18 protein-coding genes are annotated in these 18,407 nt (G+C 68.3%); 4 read left to right on the forward strand and 14 right to left on the reverse strand.

Annotated features, from left to right (window positions below):
- Positions 1 to 43 precede the first annotated feature (43 nt).
- From J2W22_RS13595 to J2W22_RS13605, 3 genes are read left to right on the forward strand one after another with little or no spacing between them, the layout of a single operon-like run.
- Positions 44 to 1,246, forward strand: a complete 1,203-nt coding sequence (locus tag J2W22_RS13595) for a hypothetical protein (protein ID WP_307118778.1) — start codon at positions 44 to 46, stop codon at positions 1,244 to 1,246.
- A gap of 57 nt (positions 1,247 to 1,303) precedes the next feature.
- On the forward strand, positions 1,304 to 2,383 hold the full coding sequence (locus J2W22_RS13600; protein WP_307118779.1) for a DUF2336 domain-containing protein: 1,080 nt from the start codon (positions 1,304 to 1,306) through the stop codon (positions 2,381 to 2,383).
- Positions 2,380 to 3,777, forward strand: a complete 1,398-nt coding sequence (locus tag J2W22_RS13605) for a sensor histidine kinase (RefSeq protein ID WP_307118780.1) — start codon at positions 2,380 to 2,382, stop codon at positions 3,775 to 3,777. The genes J2W22_RS13600 and J2W22_RS13605 overlap by 4 nt, the downstream gene beginning before the upstream one ends.
- Before the next feature lie 54 nt (positions 3,778 to 3,831).
- Here J2W22_RS13605 and J2W22_RS13610 read toward each other — a convergent pair whose 3' ends face one another.
- The 5 genes from J2W22_RS13610 to gltX all read right to left on the reverse strand — a co-directional run bounded on the left by J2W22_RS13610 (position 3,832) and on the right by gltX (position 8,731).
- Positions 3,832 to 4,152, reverse strand: a complete 321-nt coding sequence (locus tag J2W22_RS13610; RefSeq protein ID WP_307118781.1) for a hypothetical protein — start codon at positions 4,150 to 4,152, stop codon at positions 3,832 to 3,834.
- 106 nt (positions 4,153 to 4,258) lie between these two features.
- Entirely contained in the window at positions 4,259 to 5,539 is a 1,281-nt protein-coding gene (locus J2W22_RS13615) for a calcium-binding protein (RefSeq protein WP_307118782.1), read from the reverse strand.
- Between the two features lie 112 nt (positions 5,540 to 5,651).
- On the reverse strand, positions 5,652 to 5,885 hold the full coding sequence (locus tag J2W22_RS13620) for a hypothetical protein (RefSeq protein ID WP_307118783.1): 234 nt from the start codon (positions 5,883 to 5,885) through the stop codon (positions 5,652 to 5,654).
- 104 nt (positions 5,886 to 5,989) lie between these two features.
- A complete protein-coding gene (locus tag J2W22_RS13625; protein ID WP_307118784.1) occupies positions 5,990 to 7,273 on the reverse strand; it encodes a citrate synthase in 1,284 nt (427 codons plus the stop codon).
- Positions 7,274 to 7,306: 33 nt separating this feature from the next.
- Positions 7,307 to 8,731 carry a glutamate--tRNA ligase gene (gene gltX / locus J2W22_RS13630; RefSeq protein WP_307118785.1) on the reverse strand — a complete coding sequence of 475 codons (1,425 nt, stop codon included), beginning with the start codon at positions 8,729 to 8,731 and terminating at the stop codon, positions 7,307 to 7,309.
- 82 nt (positions 8,732 to 8,813) lie between these two features.
- Here gltX and J2W22_RS13635 point away from each other — a divergent pair, with 82 nt between their 5' ends.
- Entirely contained in the window at positions 8,814 to 10,925 is a 2,112-nt protein-coding gene (locus J2W22_RS13635) for a ComEC/Rec2 family competence protein (RefSeq protein WP_307118786.1), read from the forward strand.
- A 210-nt stretch (positions 10,926 to 11,135) separates the two neighbouring features.
- On the opposite strand, the gene J2W22_RS13640 is transcribed toward J2W22_RS13635, so the two are convergent.
- From J2W22_RS13640 to J2W22_RS13680, 9 genes are all read right to left on the reverse strand, one after another.
- Positions 11,136 to 11,486 (reverse strand): hypothetical protein, encoded by a 351-nt coding sequence (locus J2W22_RS13640; protein WP_307118787.1) that lies wholly within the window; start codon positions 11,484 to 11,486, stop codon positions 11,136 to 11,138.
- Between the two features lie 99 nt (positions 11,487 to 11,585).
- Positions 11,586 to 12,284: a transcriptional repressor LexA gene (gene lexA, locus J2W22_RS13645; RefSeq protein ID WP_307118788.1), complete on the reverse strand. Its 699-nt coding sequence runs from the start codon at positions 12,282 to 12,284 to the stop codon at positions 11,586 to 11,588.
- Positions 12,285 to 12,342: 58 nt separating this feature from the next.
- A complete protein-coding gene (locus J2W22_RS13650) occupies positions 12,343 to 13,527 on the reverse strand; it encodes a molybdopterin molybdotransferase MoeA (protein ID WP_307118789.1) in 1,185 nt (394 codons plus the stop codon).
- 42 nt (positions 13,528 to 13,569) lie between these two features.
- Positions 13,570 to 14,514, reverse strand: coding sequence for a PilZ domain-containing protein (locus tag J2W22_RS13655; RefSeq protein ID WP_307118790.1), 945 nt, complete (start codon positions 14,512 to 14,514; stop codon positions 13,570 to 13,572).
- Between the two features lie 104 nt (positions 14,515 to 14,618).
- Entirely contained in the window at positions 14,619 to 15,272 is a 654-nt protein-coding gene (locus tag J2W22_RS13660) for a glutathione S-transferase family protein (RefSeq protein WP_307118791.1), read from the reverse strand.
- Positions 15,273 to 15,504: 232 nt separating this feature from the next.
- The gene (gene moaC, locus J2W22_RS13665; RefSeq protein ID WP_307118792.1) at positions 15,505 to 15,963 is read right to left on the reverse strand and encodes a cyclic pyranopterin monophosphate synthase MoaC; all 459 of its coding nucleotides are present in this window, start codon (positions 15,961 to 15,963) and stop codon (positions 15,505 to 15,507) included.
- A 103-nt stretch (positions 15,964 to 16,066) separates the two neighbouring features.
- Entirely contained in the window at positions 16,067 to 16,855 is a 789-nt protein-coding gene (gene trpC, locus J2W22_RS13670) for an indole-3-glycerol phosphate synthase TrpC (RefSeq protein ID WP_307118793.1), read from the reverse strand.
- Positions 16,855 to 17,847, reverse strand: a complete 993-nt coding sequence (trpD, locus tag J2W22_RS13675; protein WP_307118794.1) for an anthranilate phosphoribosyltransferase — start codon at positions 17,845 to 17,847, stop codon at positions 16,855 to 16,857. The genes trpC and trpD overlap by 1 nt, the downstream gene beginning before the upstream one ends.
- Before the next feature lie 69 nt (positions 17,848 to 17,916).
- Positions 17,917 to 18,381, reverse strand: a complete 465-nt coding sequence (locus J2W22_RS13680) for a nuclear transport factor 2 family protein (RefSeq protein ID WP_307118795.1) — start codon at positions 18,379 to 18,381, stop codon at positions 17,917 to 17,919.
- Positions 18,382 to 18,407 lie beyond the last annotated feature (26 nt).

Here is an 18,407-nt window from a genome sequence, read left to right on the forward strand (position 1 = left end):
TCCTCTCCCTTTCAGGGAGGGGAATCACACGGATTTGCTTGTCGTGCACGAACCCCTTAACCACCCCAACATGCTCGCGGGGCTCATATTCGCTGTCGAGGAGGCCGAGGGCCGCCCGGGTACGCTGATGGCGACGCTGCCGTTCGGCGGCATGACGCTGCTCGAATATCAGGCGCGGCTGCTGGTCGGGGCCGGGGCGGAGCAGGTGCTGGTCGCGGTCGGCAAGATGACCCCGGCGCTGCTCACCGCGGTCAATCGCGCCGCCAAGCGGCACGCGCGCATCGAGATCGTCCGCTCGGCCGAGGAAGCCGCGGAGAAGATCGCACCGGGCGCGCAGGTGCTGGTGATGGCCGATGGCCTCGTCACCACCGATCCGGTGATGGACAGGATGGCGAAGGCGGGCGGCGAGGCGCTGCTCGTCACCGACGATCCGACCTCGCCCGCCGCGATCGAGCGGCTCGACATGCGCGACAGCTGGGCCGGCGTCGCCCGCATCACCGTCGAGCAGCTCGCCCAGATCGCGCAGATGCCCGAGGATTACGACTTCCAGTCGGCGCTGCTTCGCGTCGCCGCGCAATCGGGTGCCGAGCATGTCGGCCTCACCGCAGGCTGGCTCAAGGGCGGCCATGCCGTCGAGCGCAGCGTCGAGGGACTGGCCGCGCGCAACACCGGCGTGCTGGCCGCGCTGACCGAGCGGCGCACCAATTGGGCGGACCGCTGGGTGTTCACCCGCGCCGCGCGAATCGCACTGCCCGAGCTGGTCGGCCGCAACGTGCCCGGCTGGGCGCTGAGCGTCGCCGGCGGGGTAATCTCTGCGGGTTCACTGATTCTCACGGCATTGCGCTTCGAGGGGGCGGGCACCACGGTCGCGCTGCTCGGCACTGCGACACTCGCCACCGGCGCAGCGATGGCGGTGCTGCGCGGCGAGGACAAGCGCGCCGGGCTGCTCGAATGGGCGATCTTCGCGCTGTTCGGGCTGACCGCGATTCTCACCGGCTGGGCCGAATTCGCCAATACGGCCAACACCACGCCGCCGGTGCTCGCGCTGGTCGGCGTTGCGGCGCAACTTCTTGTCGAGCGCGTGCCGGCCCGGGCGAAGCGCTGGTGGGCCAGCCCCTCGGCGCATCTGCTTGTTCTGGCGCCCTTTGCGCTGGCCGGATTCGCCACGATCGGCCTTGCTGCAGTTGCGATATATTCCTTCGCGACGCTCGCTGCAGCAGTTGAGGGCATTCGCGAAAAAGCTTAGTCTCGTCTTAAGGACATTTCCGCTAGCTTGAGGTCGATGTCGGATAATCCCGTCGGCATGCGCGATGGCTTGGCCGTCAGCGCCCGGGAGCTGCTCGCACGTGCGGCGGCTGCGGAGCTGCGCGCCTATAAGGGTCTGATGGTCGCTGTCGAAGATTTCTTCCTGCCCGAAGAGGCACGGCTCGACGAGCATAGCCGCGCAGGCCTGGCCGCGCTGCTGCGTGGACTCGTGGAGACGGTGGAAGGCGAGATTCGCGAGCATGCCGTACGGTTGCTCACCGGGCGTGGCGAATCGGCGCTGGTCGTGGCGCTGATCGAGCCGGGCGTCTCGGTGCTGACGCGGCTGTGGAATTTCGGGCTGCTGCGCGACGGCGACCTGATGGCCGAGCTGGTCGCGCGCGTTCGCCAGGAGATGCTGGGCGCGGCGCTGCCGATGAACGCGCCGGACGATCCCGAGCGGCCGAGCCTGATCAACCGATTCGTCCAGCATCCGGACAGGGTGGTCGCCGCGAGCGCGATGGCGGTGCTGATCGCCGAAAGCCGTCGCCGTGGCAGTCCCGAAGTGGGACAATTTCAGACCGAGCTTCCCGCCGAGCTGCACCACCGGCTGGTGTGGTGGACTGCGGCGGCGCTGCGCGAACGGTTCGAGGGCGCGAACGAGGCGCTCGACCGGGCACTGTGCGACGCCGCCCAGCGCAGCCTCGCCGCCTATGATGAGGGCGACCGCCTCGAGGCCGCCGCGATGCGCTTCGCCGCGGCGATCGACGCGCAGCCGGGCGAGCTTTCGGGCATGCTGGTCGAGGCTCTGGGCGACCGGCGGATCGTGCTGTTCATCGCTTTGCTCGGCCATGCGCTCGGCGTGCCCTATGCGCTGGCCCGCGACCTGGTCCTCGATCCTGGCGCCGACCGGCTGTGGCTGGCGCTGCGCGCTTTGGAGATCGGCCGTGAAGGCGTCGCCCAGATCGGCTATGCGCTGAGCGAGGCCGATCCGCGCCGCGACCTGGAGAAGTTCGCCGACACGCTCGATACCATCGCCGCGATCTCGCCGGCCGAGGCGCGCGCCGCCCTGGCGCCGCTCAAGCTGGACCCCGATTATCGCGCGGCGCTTATCGCGCTCCAGCGGGGAGGGATGAAGTGAACATCATCGATCCCTCGCTGCCGCTGTCGATCGCCCGGCTCGATGCCGAAGGGCGGCTGATCGATGCAGAGGCGCGGCTGTTCGAGCTCAACATGCGCGCCGGCGGCAATATCGGCGCGCCGCTCGCCGTGCCGCAGATCGCAACCCTTGCACGTCTCTCGCAGCGGCTGGGCATCGCCATCTCGCGCAACGTCATCGCCGCGGATGGCGAAGACGATCTGGAGCTGTGGGTCCGTGCCGAACCCGAGCAGGGCGGGGTGCGCCTCGAAGTCAGCGGCTGGCGGCTGCGGCCGGGCTGGCGCGCGCCGGCGAGCGAGCCGGAGCGCGACGGCGACTTCTTCCGCTCCGCGGCCGACTGGCTGTGGGAGACCGACGCCTCGCTGCGCATCACCTTCCTCTCGATCGAGGCGGGCGCGCGCTATGGCTTCGATTCGAGCGCGATGCTCGGGCAGCCGCTGACCCGCTTGTTCCGGCTCGAGCAGGATGAGGCGGGCGAGCTGCCGATCCTGACCGCGGTGGCTGCCCAGGGCAGGTTCGACGGGCAGAAGGCCGAACTGCGCGGCACGGGCCGGATGGTCCGCCTTGCGGCCACCCCGCGCACCGATCCGGGCGGACGCTTCGCCGGCTTCGTCGGGGCTGCGCACATGCTCGACCAGGCGGTGCCCGCCGCGCCCAAGGTCGATACGCCACTGCCCCAGGCCGCCGCGCCGTTCGGCGGTTTCCCCGATTCGTTCAGCCAGCGGCTCGACCGTGCGCTCAGGGGGCCGCTCGGCAAGATCATCGCCAACGCCGATTCGATCAGCGCGCAGACCGAGGGGCCGCTCAAGCCCGACTATGCGGAGTATGCCAGCGACATCGCCAATGCCGGGCGGCACCTGCTCGGGCTGGTCGACGACCTGGTCGATCTCCAGGCTATCGAGCGCGACGATTTCGAGACCGGCGACGAGGCGATCGACCTGGCCGATGTCGCGCGCCGCGCCGCCGGGCTGCTCGCGGTGCGCGCCGCCCAGGCCGAGGTGCGGATCGACCGGCCGGCGATGGACGAGTTGGTGCCGGTGCACGGCGAGTTCCGCCGGGCGCTGCAGGTGCTGGTCAACCTGATCGGCAATGCAGTGCGCTATTCGCCGCCGGGTGCGATGGTGTGGATCCGGCTGGAGCGCGACGAGGGCCATGGCCATGTGATCGTCGCCGATCAGGGCAAGGGCATCGCCCAGGCCGATCAGGAGAAGATCTTCGAGAAGTTCGGCCGGGTCGACCCGACCGAGCCGGGCGGCTCGGGCTTGGGCCTCTATATCGCCCGGCGCCTCGCCCGCGCGATGGGCGGCGACTTGGTGGTGGACAGCGCGCCCGGACAGGGCGCCCGCTTCGTGTTCAGCCTGCCGATACGGCAATAGGGCGCCCGCCGGATTCCGGCGGACGCCCCATTTGTCGTTCGCGATCCGCGCCGGTTAGCGGCGGCGGCAGATCGTCACGCGGTTGCCGTAGCGCCACTCACGCCAGCAGACGCGACGGTTGTGATAATAGCGGCGATCATAGCCACGACCGCGATCCCAGCCGCGATGGCGGCCACGATCCCAGTGACGACGGTCATAACGGCGATCCCGATAGCGATCCCGGTCCCGATAGCGCCAGTCCTGTGCGGCCGGAGCCGCGGCGGCGAGCGCGATCACGCTGGTGGTCGGCACCGGCGCGGCGGCTGCCGGCGTGGCGGCGCTGGCGATGCCGACGGTGGCCAGCGCGGCCGCTGCGATCAGCTTGGCAAGGTTCATCTCAACTCTCCATTCCTCTCTCTTCCCGCAGGAAGAACGATAAGACGGCGATTGAGTCGCATTGCTGAACCCGTTGGTAGGCCGGGGTTAAGGTTGCCGCCCTCGCTCAGAGCATGAAATCGGACGAGATGAGGCTGAACGAGCCGGTAAGCTGGATCGCGAAATCCGCGACGCCGTCGCCATTGATGTCGCCGAAAACCATCGTGTCGCTGCCCGCATAGTCGTAGCGCAGCTGCCCCGCGACGCCGCTGAACGCCGCGTTGCCGATGAAGCTGAAGGCATTGTCCGAACCGCCTGTGATCGCATCGATCGGTGACAGGTTGATCTTGTCGCCATCGGCCCGGCTGAAATCGGTGATGCGATCGACTTGCGAGGGGAGGATGCTGGCGGCGAAGTCGCCGGGGTTGAAGGCGAACTGGTCCGCGCCCGAACCGCCGGTCATGCTGTCGAGGCCGGCGCCGCCGACCAGCATGTCGGCCCCGCCACCGCCGGAGAGCCAGTCGTCTCCGGCCCCGCCGAACAGGCGATTGTCGCCCGAGCCGCCGAGCAGTTGGTCGTTGCCGTTCCCGGCCGAGATCAGCGTGGCGTAATTGTCGGCGCTCGTGTCGAAGACATCGTCATAGGCGGTGCCGTAGACGCTATCGATATGCTCGATGCTGACCAGCGTCGTGCCGAGTATCGTGCCGGTATAGCCTGCGAGCAGCGGCGCGAAGTCGCAGTTCACGCCGCCGGTCGCCAGGGTGAGGTCGAGCTTCAGCGCGTCGGTGCCGCTGCCGCCGTCGATATAGTCGCCGAGCGCGCCACTGACCAGGTCGTTGCCGCCATTGCCATAGATATAGTCGACCGCGGTATCGGCACCGACGCCGCTCTCCGAATAGCCTTCGATCCAGTCGTTGCCGTCGCCGCCATAAAGGGTGTCGCCGCCGCCACAGCCGAGGATCATCGGCGCCGAGCCGGTGACGCTGCCGGCGGTGATCGTGTCGGCATAGTTGCTGCCATAGACGACGTAGAGCGATTCCATCGCAGTCGCGCTGCCGCCCGCGATCGAGACCGTCCCGCCGCTCCAGAGCGCCGTGAAGTTGATCGTCTGGCCCGACGTCGCATTCATCAGATACACGTACAGCGTATCGAAGCCGGTGCCGCCATTGGCATAGTCGCCTGTCGATACGTAGAGATGGTCGTTGCCGTTCTCGCCGTAGAGATAGTCGGTATAGCTGTCGGTCAGCGCGCCGTGATTGAACAGGGCGTCGTCGCCGTCACCGCCATAGATCATGTCGCCGCCATTGTCGCCGGATATCAGGTCGTTGCCGCCATAGCCGAAGATCGTGTCGGCGCTGGTCGATCCGTAGATCGTGTCGGCGTTATTGGTACCGGTATAGGTCGGCATGGACGGCACTCCCCCTTTTCGATTCGCCGGCTGCGACGAATCCGATACGGGAGGTTCTCAACTGGCCGGTGGGGCGACAATCGGAGTTGCGACCGATCCGGAGCGAGCCCGGTCAGTCCCTCGCCCGGCGCGCAGCCTTGCGCTCGGCTCGGGTGGGAACGAGGCGGACGCCGCCGATCAGGATCGCGCTGAGCAGCGCGATGATCCCGCCGCGGATCACCCAGGCCTGGCTGCCGATCATCGGGCTGGAGACGGGCGCCTGCAGGATGCCGAGCCCCTGGAGCATGAACACCACGCCTGCGATGAAGCCGAGGATGCCGATGAGGATCAGGATGTTCTGGCGCATTCCGGCGACTCCGAGGGGATGGTCGCCGCAGCGTTAACCGAAAACGCCGCCCCCGCGAAGGCGGAGACGGCGTTCCCGGAACCGATATGGGGTTGGAAGGCGGCTTAGCGCTTGCCGACCGGCACGTAGTCGCGCTGCACCGGGCCCGTGTAGAGCTGGCGCGGGCGGCCGATCTTCTGCTCGGGATCCGAGATCATCTCATTCCACTGCGCGACCCAGCCGACGGTGCGGGCAAGCGCGAAGAGCGCGGTGAACATCGTCGTCGGGAAGCCGATCGCCGAGAGGATCACGCCCGAATAGAAGTCGACGTTCGGGAACAGCTTCTTCTCGATGAAGTACGGATCGTTGAGCGCCATCTCCTCGAGCTGCAGGGCGACCTCGAAGACGGGGTCGTTGACCTTGAGCGCGTCGAACACTTCGCGCACGGTCTTCTGCATCACGGTCGCGCGCGGATCGTAGTTCTTGTAGACGCGGTGGCCGAAGCCCATCAGGCGGAACGGATCGTTCTTGTCCTTGGCGCGGGCGATGTACTCGGGGATGCGCTCCGGACGGCCGATCTCGCGCAGCATGTTGAGCGCCGCTTCATTGGCGCCGCCATGCGCCGGGCCCCACAGGCAGGCGATGCCGGCTGCGATGCAGGCGAACGGGTTCGCGCCCGACGAGCCGGCGAGGCGCACGGTCGAGGTCGAGGCGTTCTGCTCGTGATCGGCATGGAGGATGAAGATGCGGTCCATCGCCTTCTCGACGACCGGGTTCACCACATATTCTTCCGCCGGCACACCGAAGGTCATGCGCAGGAAGTTGCCGGTGTAGCTGAGCTTGTTGTCCGGGTAGAGGAACGGCTGGCCGACGCTGTACTTGTAGGCCATCGCCGCGATCGTCGGCATCTTCGCGATCAGGCGGTGCGACGCGATCATGCGCTGCTTCGGATCGGTGATGTCGGTCGAGTCGTGATAGAAGGCCGAGAGCGCGCCGGCGACGCCGCACATCACCGCCATCGGGTGTGCGTCACGGCGGAAGCCGCGATAGAAGGTCGCCAGCTGCTCGTGCAGCATGGTGTGGCGGGTGATCGTGTTCTCGAACGCGTCCAGTTCGCCCTGGTCCGGCAGCTCGCCGTTCAGGAGGAGATAGGCGACTTCCATGAAGCTCGACTGCTCGGCGAGCTGGCCGATCGGATAGCCGCGGTGGAGCAGGATGCCCTCGTCGCCATCGATATAGGTCAGGCCCGATTCGCACGAAGCGGTCGAGGTGAAGCCGGGGTCATAAGTGAACTTGCCGGTCTGGCCGTAGAGCTTGCGGATGTCGATGACCTCCGGGCCGACGCTGCCCGAGAGAATCGGATATTCGACATCCTTCCCCGGAACCTGCAGCTTCGCGGTGTCGCTCATAAACGTCGTCCTTAGTCTGGGCCGAACCTGGGATCAGGCCGGCACGGTCATCTGATCTGCGATGCGAGCCAGGCTCTCTTCGCGTCCCAGCAGCGCTAGAACGTCAAAGATGCCCGGAGATGTCCGACGCCCGGTGAGTGCCGCGCGCAGAGGCTGCGCAGTCGCACCGAGCTTGACACCCGCATCTTCCGCGACGGTGCGTACCGCCGCTTCGAGCGCCTCCGTATCCCAGCTTTCCACGCCGTCAAGCGCGGCGTGCAGCTTGGACAGGAGCCCCCGCGCGTCGCCCTCTAGCAGAGCCTTGGCGCCGTCGTCCAATTCCAGTGGGCGAGTGCGAAACAGGAAGGCCGCGCCCTCCGCCAATTCAAGGAGATTCGCGGCGCGCGGCTTCAATGCGGCCATGCTGCGGCGCAGAAGATCGAGCTGCGATTCCGAAAGTTCGAAACCGAGTCGCGGGGCGACCAGATCGGCGAGCCGCTCGTCGCTGGCGGCGCGGATATAATGGCCGTTGAGGCTCTCGAGCTTCTTGAGGTCGAAGCGCGACGGGCTACGGCCGACGCCGGACAGCGCGAACCACTCGATCGCCTGCTCGCGGCTGATGATCTCGTCGTCGCCATGCCCCCAGCCGAGGCGGAGCAGATAGTTGGACAGCGCCTCGGGCAGGATGCCGAGCTGGTCGCGATACTCGTCGACCGCCACCGCGTTCTTCCGCTTCGACATCTTGGTGCCGTCCGGATTGAAGATCAGCGGGATGTGGGCATATTCGGGCTCGTCCCAGCCCATTGCGCGATAGATCGGCAGCTGGCGGAAGGCGTTGTTGAGGTGATCGTCGCCGCGGATGACGTGCGTCACGCCCATGTCGTGATCGTCGACCACCACTGCGAGCATATAGGTCGGCGTGCCGTCCGAGCGGAGCAGGACGAGGTCGTCGAGCTCGGCATTGTTCACCGTCACCGGGCCCTGGACGTGATCCTGGATCGTCACCGCGCCTTCGCGCGGCGCCTTGAGGCGGATGACATAGGGAGCGTTGCCGCCTTCCGCTTCGTCGCGGTCGCGCCAGCGGCCGTCATAGCGCAGCGGCTGCTTGTTCGCCTTCTGCACGGCGCGCATCGCCTCGAGCTCCTCGGCGGTGGCGAAGCACTTATAGGCATGGCCATTGGCCAGCATCTCGCGGGCGACCTCGGCATGGCGCGCGGCGCGGGAGAATTGATAGACCTCGTCGCCGTCCCAATCGAGGTTCAGCCAGCGCATCCCGTCGAGGATCGCGGAGATCGCCTGATCAGTCGAGCGGGCGCGATCGGTATCCTCGATGCGCAGCAGGAACTTGCCGCCATGGTGGCGGGCGAACAGCAGGTTGAACAAAGCGGTGCGCGCACCGCCGATGTGCAGGAACCCGGTGGGGGACGGTGCGAACCGCGTGACGACCTGTTTCGCACCCGTATCAGATGTTGCGCCCAACCGAGCTTGCTCCCAGAAAGTGTTTTCGATGGCCCATTCAGCCGCCGAGGGCGCCCCTAGCACGGGGTCTGCCTCCCTTCAAATGGGGGGAGGGGCGGCATTTCGCCAGATCGGCGGCGCGATCGAGCGCTGGCTGGAGGCGGAGCGGGGCCAATTGCCGCTCTGGCTGCCGGTCGCGCTGGGGGGCGGGATCACCGCCTGGTTCCTGCTTCCCGATGCGTCGCGCTGGATCGGCTTCCTGCTCGCCTGCGCCGCAGTGGCGCTACTCGGGCTGGCCCTGCCGGGGCGGCTGGGGCGGGCGCTGCTGATCGGCGGACTTGCCATGGCGGCGGGCTGCGGACTGATCTGGTGGCGGGCCGAGCGCGTCGCGGCACCGGTGCTGGCGCGGCCGGCGGTGGTGGAGATCATCGGGCGTGTGGTGCGGGTCGAGCGGATGCCGGCGCGCGAACTGATGCGCGTGACTTTGCTGCCGGGCCGCAGCGACCTGCCGCCGCGCGTGCGGGTGAACCTGGAGGCGAAGGACGTGCCCGCGGGGCTCGCGCCGGACGCGGTGATCAAGCTGCGGGCCCGGCTGATGCCACCCGCCGAGGCCGCGGTGCCGGGCGGCTATGATTTCGCGCGCACCGCCTGGTTCGCCGGGCTGGGCGCGACGGGCAAGGGTTTCGATCCGATCGAAGTGGTGACGCCGGCAAAGGCGTCCGGCGCCGATCTGCGCGCGTCGCTTTCCGCCCATATCCAGTCGCGAATCGAGGGGAGCGGGGGCGGCATCGCCAGCGCGCTCGCCACGGGCGACCAGGGTGCGATCGCCATGGAGGACGTCGAGGCGATGCAGCGCTCCGGCCTCGCCCATCTGCTCTCGGTGAGCGGGCTCCACGTCACTGCGGTGACCGCGGCGGCAATGCTGCTGGTCCTCAAGCTGCTCGCGCTGAGCCCGACGCTCGCCTTGCGCTGGCGCCTGCCGCTGGTCGCAGCGGGGGCGGGTGCGCTGGCGGCGATCGGCTATACCTGGCTCACCGGCGCCGAGGTGCCGACGATCCGGTCGTGTGTCGCCGCGCTGCTCGTGCTGCTGGCGCTGAGCCTGGGGCGCGAGGCGATCACGCTGCGGCTGGTCGCGGCGGGCGCGACGATCGTGCTACTGCTCTGGCCCGAGGCGCTGGCCGGGGCGAGCTTCCAGCTGAGCTTCGCGGCGGTGACGGCGATCGTCGCGCTGCACGAGAGTCCGCGCATGCAGGGCTGGTTCGGCAAGCGCGAGGAGGGGCGGGGCGCGGCGCTGCCGCGCGGCGCGGGCGTGCTGCTCGTCACTGGCTTCGCCGTCGAGCTGGCGCTGATGCCGATCGGGCTGTTCCACTTCCACCAGGCCGGCCTCTATGGCGCGCTCGCCAATATCGTCGCGATCCCGCTCACCACCTTCGTGATCATGCCCCTCGAGGCGCTGGCGCTCGCCCTCGACCTGGTCGGGCTGGGCGGTCCCGCCTGGTGGCTCACCGCCCGCGCTCTCGACCTGCTGCTGTGGATCGCGCGGACCACCGCCGCCGCGCCGGGCGCGGTGGCGGCCTTTCCGAGCATGCCAAACGGCGCCTTCGCGCTGATGATGGCTGGGGGGCTGTGGTTGGCATTGTGGCGGACGCGGGTACGCTGGGTGGGGGCGGTGCCGCTGGTCGCCGGTCTCCTCTGGATGCTCGCCACGCCGGCGCCCGATCTGATCGTCACGGGCGACGGGCGGCATCTGGCAGTCCGCATGCCGGACGGCAGCATGGCGCTGCTGCGCGACCGAGCGGGGGACTATACCCGCGACATGCTGGCCGAGACGGGCGGCAGCGATGCCGAGCCGGTGGTGCTGTCCGAGCAGCCGGGCGCGCGGTGCAGCCTAGACAGCTGCATGATCGAGCACCGCGCCGGCAGCCGGGTGTGGCGGGTCGCGGCGACGCGGAGCCCCTACGCGCTGCCCTGGGCCGAGTTCACGGCGCTGTGCCGCCGCGTCGATGTGATGATCAGCGACCGGCGCCTGCCTGCGGGCTGCACGCCGCGCTGGCTCAAGCTCGACCGGCCGGCGCTGGCGCGGACGGGCGGCGTGGCGATCGCGTTCAGGAGCGGGCGGGTGACGATGGTGCGCGGTGCGGGGCAGCATCCCTGGCTGAACCCGCCTAAGGTGCAGCCGTCCTATGTGCCGGCGGGCAAAGGCGATTACCGATGACGCTTTGACTTTGAGGGCGTCTGTCTGTCCGATTCCGACTGAATATTCTCGGCGGGAACGACTTCGGTTGTGTTGGTTGCTGCGGGTCGGACGTCGGCGCTGTTTTGCGGCCTGGTCGCAATGGCGAGGATCAGCAGCACGGCGAGCAGTCCCCCAACGACAACAAAGACCCAACCGTAACTCTCCGGTTCCGGCTCGCCGTAGGCCATGTCAGGGGGGGGCAGCTTCCTCGGCCGCAGATGCGGGCAATTCCGACGGGGCCATAGAGGGCAAAGGCGTGGTCGCGTCGAGGGGCTGAGATGGGGTCAGCGCCTCAAGGATCGCCCCGCAACCCGCGAAAATAGCACCGGCAAGGAAGAGCGCGATTCCCGACTGGAATATCATGGTTTGAAGCTGAAGCTTCGGAAGATTGGCTACTTCCTGATAGCGGGTCAGCATCGAACCGGTAAGCGAGGAGAGCGATAAGTCGGGGACTTCGGCACTTACCGTGTTGCCAATCAAAAAGGCGACAAGAACGACACCTGATCCGATGGCAATCAACCAAGCGCCCAGGTTCTTCATCGGCCTCCTCCCCGCCAGGGATGCTAGCGCAGAAAGAAAACCAGGGGCAACCGGTTAAGATTGGATCTCCGTCATGCGCTGGCGGAGATCCAATCGCATTCAATACTTCCGCAGCAGTCCGGCAAGGCGGCCCTGTACGCGGACCTGGTCGGGGCGGTAGCGCTGCGGGTTGTAGTCACGATTGGCCGGATCGAGCCGGATCATCGCGCCTTCCTTGCGGAAATACTTCAGCGTCGCCTCATTCTCGTCGATCAGCGCCACGACGATCTCGCCGTCGCGCGCCGTCTCGGTGCGGCGGATCAGCGCATAGTCGCCGTCGAGGATGCCGGCCTCGACCATCGAATCGCCGGCGACTTCGAGCGCATAATGCTCGCCCGCGCCGAGCAGCGCGGCGGGAACCGGGAGCATGGCCGAATCCTGCAGTGCCTCGATCGGGGTACCGGCGGCGATGCGGCCGTGCAGCGGGATCTCTATCACGTCATTGGCCGGCGCCGGCAGCGTCGAGGGAGCGGAAGTTGACGAAGTTGATGCCACGGGGGCACCGGTTTTTGGGGCTGTGGGCTTCTTCGCCGCTTCGCCGCCACGCTCCGGCATGCGCAGCACTTCGAGCGCGCGGGCCCGGTTGGGCAGGCGGCGGATGAACTCCCGCTCTTCAAGCGCCGAGATCAGCCGATGCACACCTGATTTCGACTTGAGGTCGAGCGCCTCCTTCATTTCCTCGAACGAAGGTGACACGCCGGTCTCGGCAAGCCGGTCGGCAATAAAGCAGATGAGCTCGTGCTGCTTGCGCGTGAGCATCCCGTTTCTCCCCGTCTGGAACAGACTGGGAACGTTTTTGCAATGTTCCGCCTGCTTGTCAAGCGATGTCGAGGATTTCTGCCGAGTCGCCCGTTTTCGCCTCGGGAGCACCCGCCGGACGCACGATCAGGCAGGTCGCGCGGGCCAGCGTGCGCAGCATCGACGAGTCCTGGATCGTCGCGGCATGGGCGCGCCCGTCGATCAGCTCGGCGCGGAGATAGTCGGCGCGGGCGCCGGTAGCGGGCAGGGGCTCGCCCAGCGGCACGGTGCGCGTCCGGGGGAGCGGATCGGCGGCGCCGGCGAGATGCGCGATCAGCGGGCGGACGAACAGGATCGTGGTGGCGAACACCGACACCGGGTTGCCGGGCAGGCCGAGCACGGCGCTGCCGCCCAGCCGGCCCGCCATCACCGGCTTGCCGGGGCGCAGCGCGACCTTCCAGAAGTCGATCGCCGCGCCCGCCGCCTTGAGCGCCGGGCGGACGAGATCGTGATCGCCGACCGAGGCGCCGCCGGTGGTGACGAGCAGGTCGCAGTCGAGCGATCGGAACGCGGCCTCAAGCAAGTCCTGCCGGTCGGGCAGGATGCCGAGGTCGATCAGCTCGATCGGCAGCTCGGCCAGCATTGCCGCAAGTAGCAGGCGGTTGGTCTCGGGAATCTGGTCGGGGCCGAGCGGGGTGCCGGGCGGGACTAGCTCGTCGCCGGTGGAAAGCAGCGCCACGCGCACCTTGCGGCGGACAGGCAGGGCGGCGTGGCCAGCAATGGCGGCCAGCGCGAGGCGGGCGGGGGTGAGGCGCTCGCCGGCGCGGATCAGCGCGTCGCCCTCGGCGAAATCGAGCCCGCGCGCACGGACGCTGCTGCCAATGCGGGGCGGGCCCTCGCCGGCGAGCGTGAGGCGAGAGCCGTCGCGTGCGGCCTCTTCCTGGACGAGGATCGTGTCGGTGCCGGGCGGCAGCGGGGCACCGGTGAAGATGTGGACGGCCTCGCCTACGCCCGCTTCCCCCGCAAAACCGCGACCGGCGGCGCTCTCACCGATCACTTCCCAGGGGCCGGGCAGATCGGCGAAGCGGATCGCATAGCCGTCCATCGAGGAGAGATCGGCGGCCGGCTGGGTCCGCAGCGCAGCGATGTCCCGCGACGCCCAGCGGCCGGCAGCCTCGGCGAGCGGGCACAATTCCTCGGCCACCGGGGCGGTGAGCGCGAACAGGCGATGCTGGGCTTCGGCGACGGGAAGGAGAACGGCCATGCTCGCTGCCTAGGGCAGGCGGACAAGCCACGCCAGTATCCGCTACCCCGCGATCCGCCCCAGATCCCCCGCCTTGAGCGGCAGGCGGAATTCGCAGAGGAAGCGGTGGCGGTCGTCGGTCTCGATCACCGAGGCCGGGCCGCCGCCGATATTGGGCAGCGAGATCCACAGCTGGGCGCCATTGGCGAAAGGCGCGCGGGATTCGAACTCGACGAGCTGGGGGGTGATCCCGCGCAGCTTGACGTTCCACCAGCGCACCCCCTCGCGCACCCGGGCGGGGGTGTCGAGGCGGATTGCCTTCTGGTCGGGGATCAGCCCGTTCTGCTCCTGGATCACCGCGATGCGCGTGTGATGCGAGGGCTGTTGCTGGGCCTGGCGCAGCCAGGGCATCAGCACCTGCCAGGGCAGGTCCTCGTGGAATGCCACGCCGGCAAAGCTGCCCTGCGACCATTTCACCAGGCCGTCGAGCGGGCGCAGGCCGTCGAAATTGATCTGGACCGCATCGCCTTCCTGGAGGGCAATGTCGGTCTCGAAGCCACAGCCGCCCTGGGAGAGATTACGGCTGCGGGTGAATTCGACCTGGTTGCCGCGGCGCACGCAGATCGTCTGGTGCAGCTCGACGCGCGGCACGCTGCGGCGCTCGGCGGGGAGGGCGGCGAGATTGCGGGCGAGCGTGCTGATCACGTCGATCGGCGTCTCGAACAGGAAACCGGCCGAGCCCTGCTCGGTCCAGGCGATCCGGCCCGCCAGCGACTGGCCATTGGCGAGCTCCAGGTGGAGGCCTTCCGCTTCGACGATCTCGTCGTCGATCTGGAGCATCGCGCCCGCCGCGCTCAGCTTGCGGATCGAGCAGGCGAGGCGCGTCGTTTCGCCGACCAAGACCGCGGCGTCGAACGCGGCATGATCGCCGGGCTCGGGCAACAGCTGCGCAGCCGGCGCCTCGCCCGAGAGGCTGAAAATGGTGGAGGACGCAAGTCCCTGTCGCATAAAAAGATTTTTCCCGCCCGGACCCCTTTCGATAGTGGGGCGCCGGGTCTGAAGGCGGGGTTAATCCGCAGGGTTGCGAAATCCCTAATGCGCCCCCGGAACGATCAGTCGCGATCGGGCGCGCCGAGCGGGAAATAGGCGCGATAGGGGCGCGCTTCCTCGACACAGCGGGCGACCGAGGGGCGGGCGAGCAGCCGGGCGCGATAGGCGCGCAGATTGGCGAGCGCCTCCGGGATGGGGCGCACCCAATCGGCGTAGAAGAGCGACGGCGCGGCGGCACAATCGGCTAGGGTGAAACCCTCGCCCACCGCCCATTCCCGGCCCTCCAGATGGGCATCGAGCCAGGCATAGACCTTGTCGAGCCGCGCCATCGCCTCGTCGAGGCCGATCGGATCGCGGCGCTCCTCGGGCAGCAGCGAATTGAGCACCGGCTTCTGCATCGTGCCCATGACGTAATTGTCGAAGACCCGGTCGAGCATCCGTGCCTGCACCGCGAGATCGGGATCGGCGGGGATCAGCGAGACGGGGCCGGGATGATGGACGTGGAGATATTCGATGATCGCCGTCGCCTCGAGCACGGTGCGATCGCCTTCGACCAGGACCGGGAAGAGCTTGAGCGGCCAGCGCGCTTCCAGCTCGGCGCTGGCTTCGGGGTCCTCGAGATTGCGGAAGGTGAAGGCGGTGCCGTTCTCGTAGAGCGGGATAAGGCCCTTCCAGGTATAGGACGAGAAGGGGTGGCCGAAGAGCTGAAGGGTCATGGCAGGGCCTTTAATAGTTAGGTTATGAGCTAAGTATATTGATGCCGGGTTTGTGTCACCTATTTTTCTCCGCACTTCTTTGCTCCCCTCCCTGCAAGGGAGGGGTTGGGGGTGGGTTGCGAGCGAAGCGAGCCCAGCCAACTGCTCGATGAAACAGAAAAGGCCGGGCATCGAGCCCGACCTTTTCTAACCCACCCCTTGCCCCTCCCTTGCAGGGAGGGGAATCACGTTCTCAGGCCACCCAGTCGCCCAACTTGCCGCCCTTCTTGGAGAGCAGGCGGATCTCGCCGATGGTCATGCCCTTATCGAGCGCCTTGGCCATGTCGTAGAGGGTGAGCAAGGCGGTGGAGACGGCGGTGAGCGCCTCCATCTCGACGCCGGTCTGCGCCTCAGTGGCGGCGGTGGCGGTGACGGTGACGCCGGTCTCGTCGGGCGCGAGATCGACCGAGACTTTGGTGAGCGGCAGCGGGTGGCACAGCGGGATCAACTCGGCGGTGCGCTTGGCGGCCATGATCCCGGCGATACGCGCGGTGGCGAGTACGTCACCCTTCTTCACCGCACCCGCGCGGATCGCGGCGGCGGCTTCCTGCGACATGGTGATGCGGCCGCTGGCAACCGCCTCGCGCGCGGTGACGGCCTTGCCCGCGACATCGACCATGCGCGCGGCGCCGGTTTCGTCGAGATGGGTCAAATTCCCCTTCCGCTTGCGGGAGGGGTTAGGGGAGGGGCTGTCAACTTCGTCCACGGCTGGTGGCATGCCCTCCCCCGGCACCTCCCGCAAGCGGGAGGGGAGATTATCCCACCAGCGCCCGGGTCGCCGCCTCGACGTCGGCTTGCCGCATGAGGGACTCCCCGACCAGGAAGCAGCGTATGTCGTGCGCGGCCATCGCATCGAGGTCGGCGCGGCTGTTCAGGCCGGACTCCGCCACGAAGGTGCAGTCCTTCGGTGCCTGGCCGACCAGCTCATAGGTCTTCTGGACATCGACCTCGAAGGTCTTGAGATTGCGGTTGTTCACCCCGATCAGCCGCGAGCGCAACTTCAGCGCGCGCTCCAGCTCCTCGGCGTCGTGCACTTCGACCAGCACGTCCATGCCCAGGCCGAGCGCGGCGTCCTCGATTTCGGCCATCTGCGCGTCTTCCAGCGCGGCGACGATGATCAGGATCGCGTCCGCGCCGATCGCGCGCGATTCGAGCGCCTGCCAGGGATCGACCATGAAGTCCTTGCGGATCACCGGCAGGTCGCAGGCGGCGCGCGCGGCGATCAGATAGTCCTCATGCCCCTGGAAATACTCCAGGTCGGTCAGCACCGAGAGGCAGGCGGCGCCACCGGCCTGATAAGCGCGGGCATGGGCCGGGGGATCGAAATCGGCACGGATCAGGCCCTTGGACGGGCTGGCCTTCTTGATCTCGGCGATCAGGCCATAGCCGCCGGCCGCGGCCTTGGCGTCGAGCGCCGCCTTGAAGCCGCGCGGCGGCGTGCGGGTGAGGGCGAGCGCATGCAGGTCGCTCACCGGAGTCGCCTTGCGGCGGGTGGCGACTTCGCCGTGCTTGGTGGCGATGATGGTATCGAGGATCGTGGACATCAAAAGGCGATCCAGCAGTCGAGCAGCGCCTTGGCAAGGCCCTTGTCGATCACTTCGGCCGCTTCCTCGGCACCTTCGCGCAGATCGGCGGCCTCGCCGGCGATGACGAGCGCGGCGGCGGCGTTGAGCAGCACCGCGTCGCGATAGGGGCTCGGCTCGCCCTCTAGCAGGCGGCGCAACGCCAGCGCGTTGTACTCGGGACCGCCGCCGCGGATCGCGCTGAGCGGGTGGCGGGGGAGGCCGGCATCCTCGGGCGTGATCCGCGAAGGCAGTCCCGAGCTGCCGACGCTCACCACCACGCTGGCATGCTCGGTGGAGAGCTCGTCCAGCCCTTCCTCGCCCGAGACGATCGCCGCGGCTTCGACGCCGAGCTGCTCCAGCGCCTCGGCATAGATCGGGGCATAGTCGGGGCGGGCGATGCCGATCAGCTGGCGGCGGACATGCGCCGGGTTGGCCAGCGGGCCCATCAGGTTGAAGATGGTGCGGCGGCCGATGCGGCGGCGCAGCGGTCCGATCCGTGCCATCGAGGGATGATGCGCCTGGGCGAAGAGGAAGGCGATGCCGAGCTCGTGCAGGCTCTCCTCGGCCCGCGCGCCGGCACGGTCGAGGTCGAGGCCAAGTGCCTCCAGCGTGTCCGCCGCGCCCGACTTGGACGAGGCGGCGCGGTTGCCATGCTTGGCGACCGGCACGCCGGCGGCGGCCACGACCAAGCTCACCGCGGTCGAGACGTTGAGTGTGTGGTGCCCGTCGCCGCCGGTGCCGCACACGTCGATCGCGCCTTCGGGGGCAGTGACCGGGATCAGCCGCGCGCGCATCGCCCGGGCGGCCTCGGCGATCTCGATGCTGGTCTCGCCGCGCACCGACAGGTCGATCAGGAAGCGCTCGATCTCGGGCTCGGGGACATTGCCGTCGAGGATGTCGGCAAAGGCCTGGGCAGCGGACTCGCGCGCGAGCGGGCTCGCGGGATCGGGGAGGAGAGTGAAGGTCGTCACGCGGGCTCTATCGCGCCTCGCATGGTGCGAAGTCGAGCAAATCCTGTTTGGGGTGGCGCGAGGCGCGCTTCAGGCGGCCGGGCGATGCGCGTTGCTGATCACGCGGGTCATCTGCCAATGGCCACGATCCTCGCGCCAGATCACGGTGAATCCGGCACGTGTGGCAAGGCGTTCGGGCTGGTCGCCTTCCCGGGCATAGAAGAGATGCTCGCCCGACAGGATCGCGCCATAGCCGGGCACGCGCTCGAACCGGATGGTCTCCGGCACGAGCGCGCGGCGGATATGGAGGCCCGGCGTCCCGCACGGACCCTTCACCAGCGATGCAACCACGCTGGCGCGCGTGCGGGTAAGGCCGGTGATGTCATGGTAGAATTCGGCATCCTCGGAGAAGAAGGGCGCCATCGCCGCGGCGTCGCAGGCGTTGAACGCACGCCAGAATGCGGCATCGGCTTCGCGCACCGCCTGCTCCTCGGTCTGGGCATGCGCGGGGACGGGTGCGATGAGCAGGATAAGGGCAAGCGTGACAGGCCGCATGGCTGTAAGTCCGTATTAGTATACTA

This window comes from Sphingomonas kyeonggiensis, assembly GCF_030812785.1.
Lineage (GTDB): Bacteria > Pseudomonadota > Alphaproteobacteria > Sphingomonadales > Sphingomonadaceae > Sphingomonas > Sphingomonas kyeonggiensis_B.

What these genes read in the sequence shown, in the direction of transcription:
- J2W22_RS13600 (WP_307118779.1), top strand. Translation starts at nt 1,304, where the DNA reads ATGCGCGATGGCTTGGCCGTCAGCGCCCGGGAGCTGCTCGCACGTGCG.
- J2W22_RS13610 (WP_307118781.1), bottom strand. Translation starts at nt 4,152, where the DNA reads ATGAACCTTGCCAAGCTGATCGCAGCGGCCGCGCTGGCCACCGTCGGC.
- J2W22_RS13615 (WP_307118782.1), bottom strand. Translation starts at nt 5,539, where the DNA reads ATGCCGACCTATACCGGTACCAATAACGCCGACACGATCTACGGATCG.
- J2W22_RS13620 (WP_307118783.1), bottom strand. Translation starts at nt 5,885, where the DNA reads ATGCGCCAGAACATCCTGATCCTCATCGGCATCCTCGGCTTCATCGCA.
- J2W22_RS13625 (WP_307118784.1), bottom strand. Translation starts at nt 7,273, where the DNA reads ATGAGCGACACCGCGAAGCTGCAGGTTCCGGGGAAGGATGTCGAATAT.
- J2W22_RS13635 (WP_307118786.1), top strand. Translation starts at nt 8,814, where the DNA reads ATGGGGGGAGGGGCGGCATTTCGCCAGATCGGCGGCGCGATCGAGCGC.
- J2W22_RS13640 (WP_307118787.1), bottom strand. Translation starts at nt 11,486, where the DNA reads ATGAAGAACCTGGGCGCTTGGTTGATTGCCATCGGATCAGGTGTCGTT.
- lexA (WP_307118788.1), bottom strand. Translation starts at nt 12,284, where the DNA reads ATGCTCACGCGCAAGCAGCACGAGCTCATCTGCTTTATTGCCGACCGG.
- J2W22_RS13650 (WP_307118789.1), bottom strand. Translation starts at nt 13,527, where the DNA reads ATGGCCGTTCTCCTTCCCGTCGCCGAAGCCCAGCATCGCCTGTTCGCG.
- J2W22_RS13655 (WP_307118790.1), bottom strand. Translation starts at nt 14,514, where the DNA reads ATGCGACAGGGACTTGCGTCCTCCACCATTTTCAGCCTCTCGGGCGAG.
- J2W22_RS13660 (WP_307118791.1), bottom strand. Translation starts at nt 15,272, where the DNA reads ATGACCCTTCAGCTCTTCGGCCACCCCTTCTCGTCCTATACCTGGAAG.
- trpC (WP_307118793.1), bottom strand. Translation starts at nt 16,855, where the DNA reads ATGTCCACGATCCTCGATACCATCATCGCCACCAAGCACGGCGAAGTC.
- J2W22_RS13680 (WP_307118795.1), bottom strand. Translation starts at nt 18,381, where the DNA reads ATGCGGCCTGTCACGCTTGCCCTTATCCTGCTCATCGCACCCGTCCCC.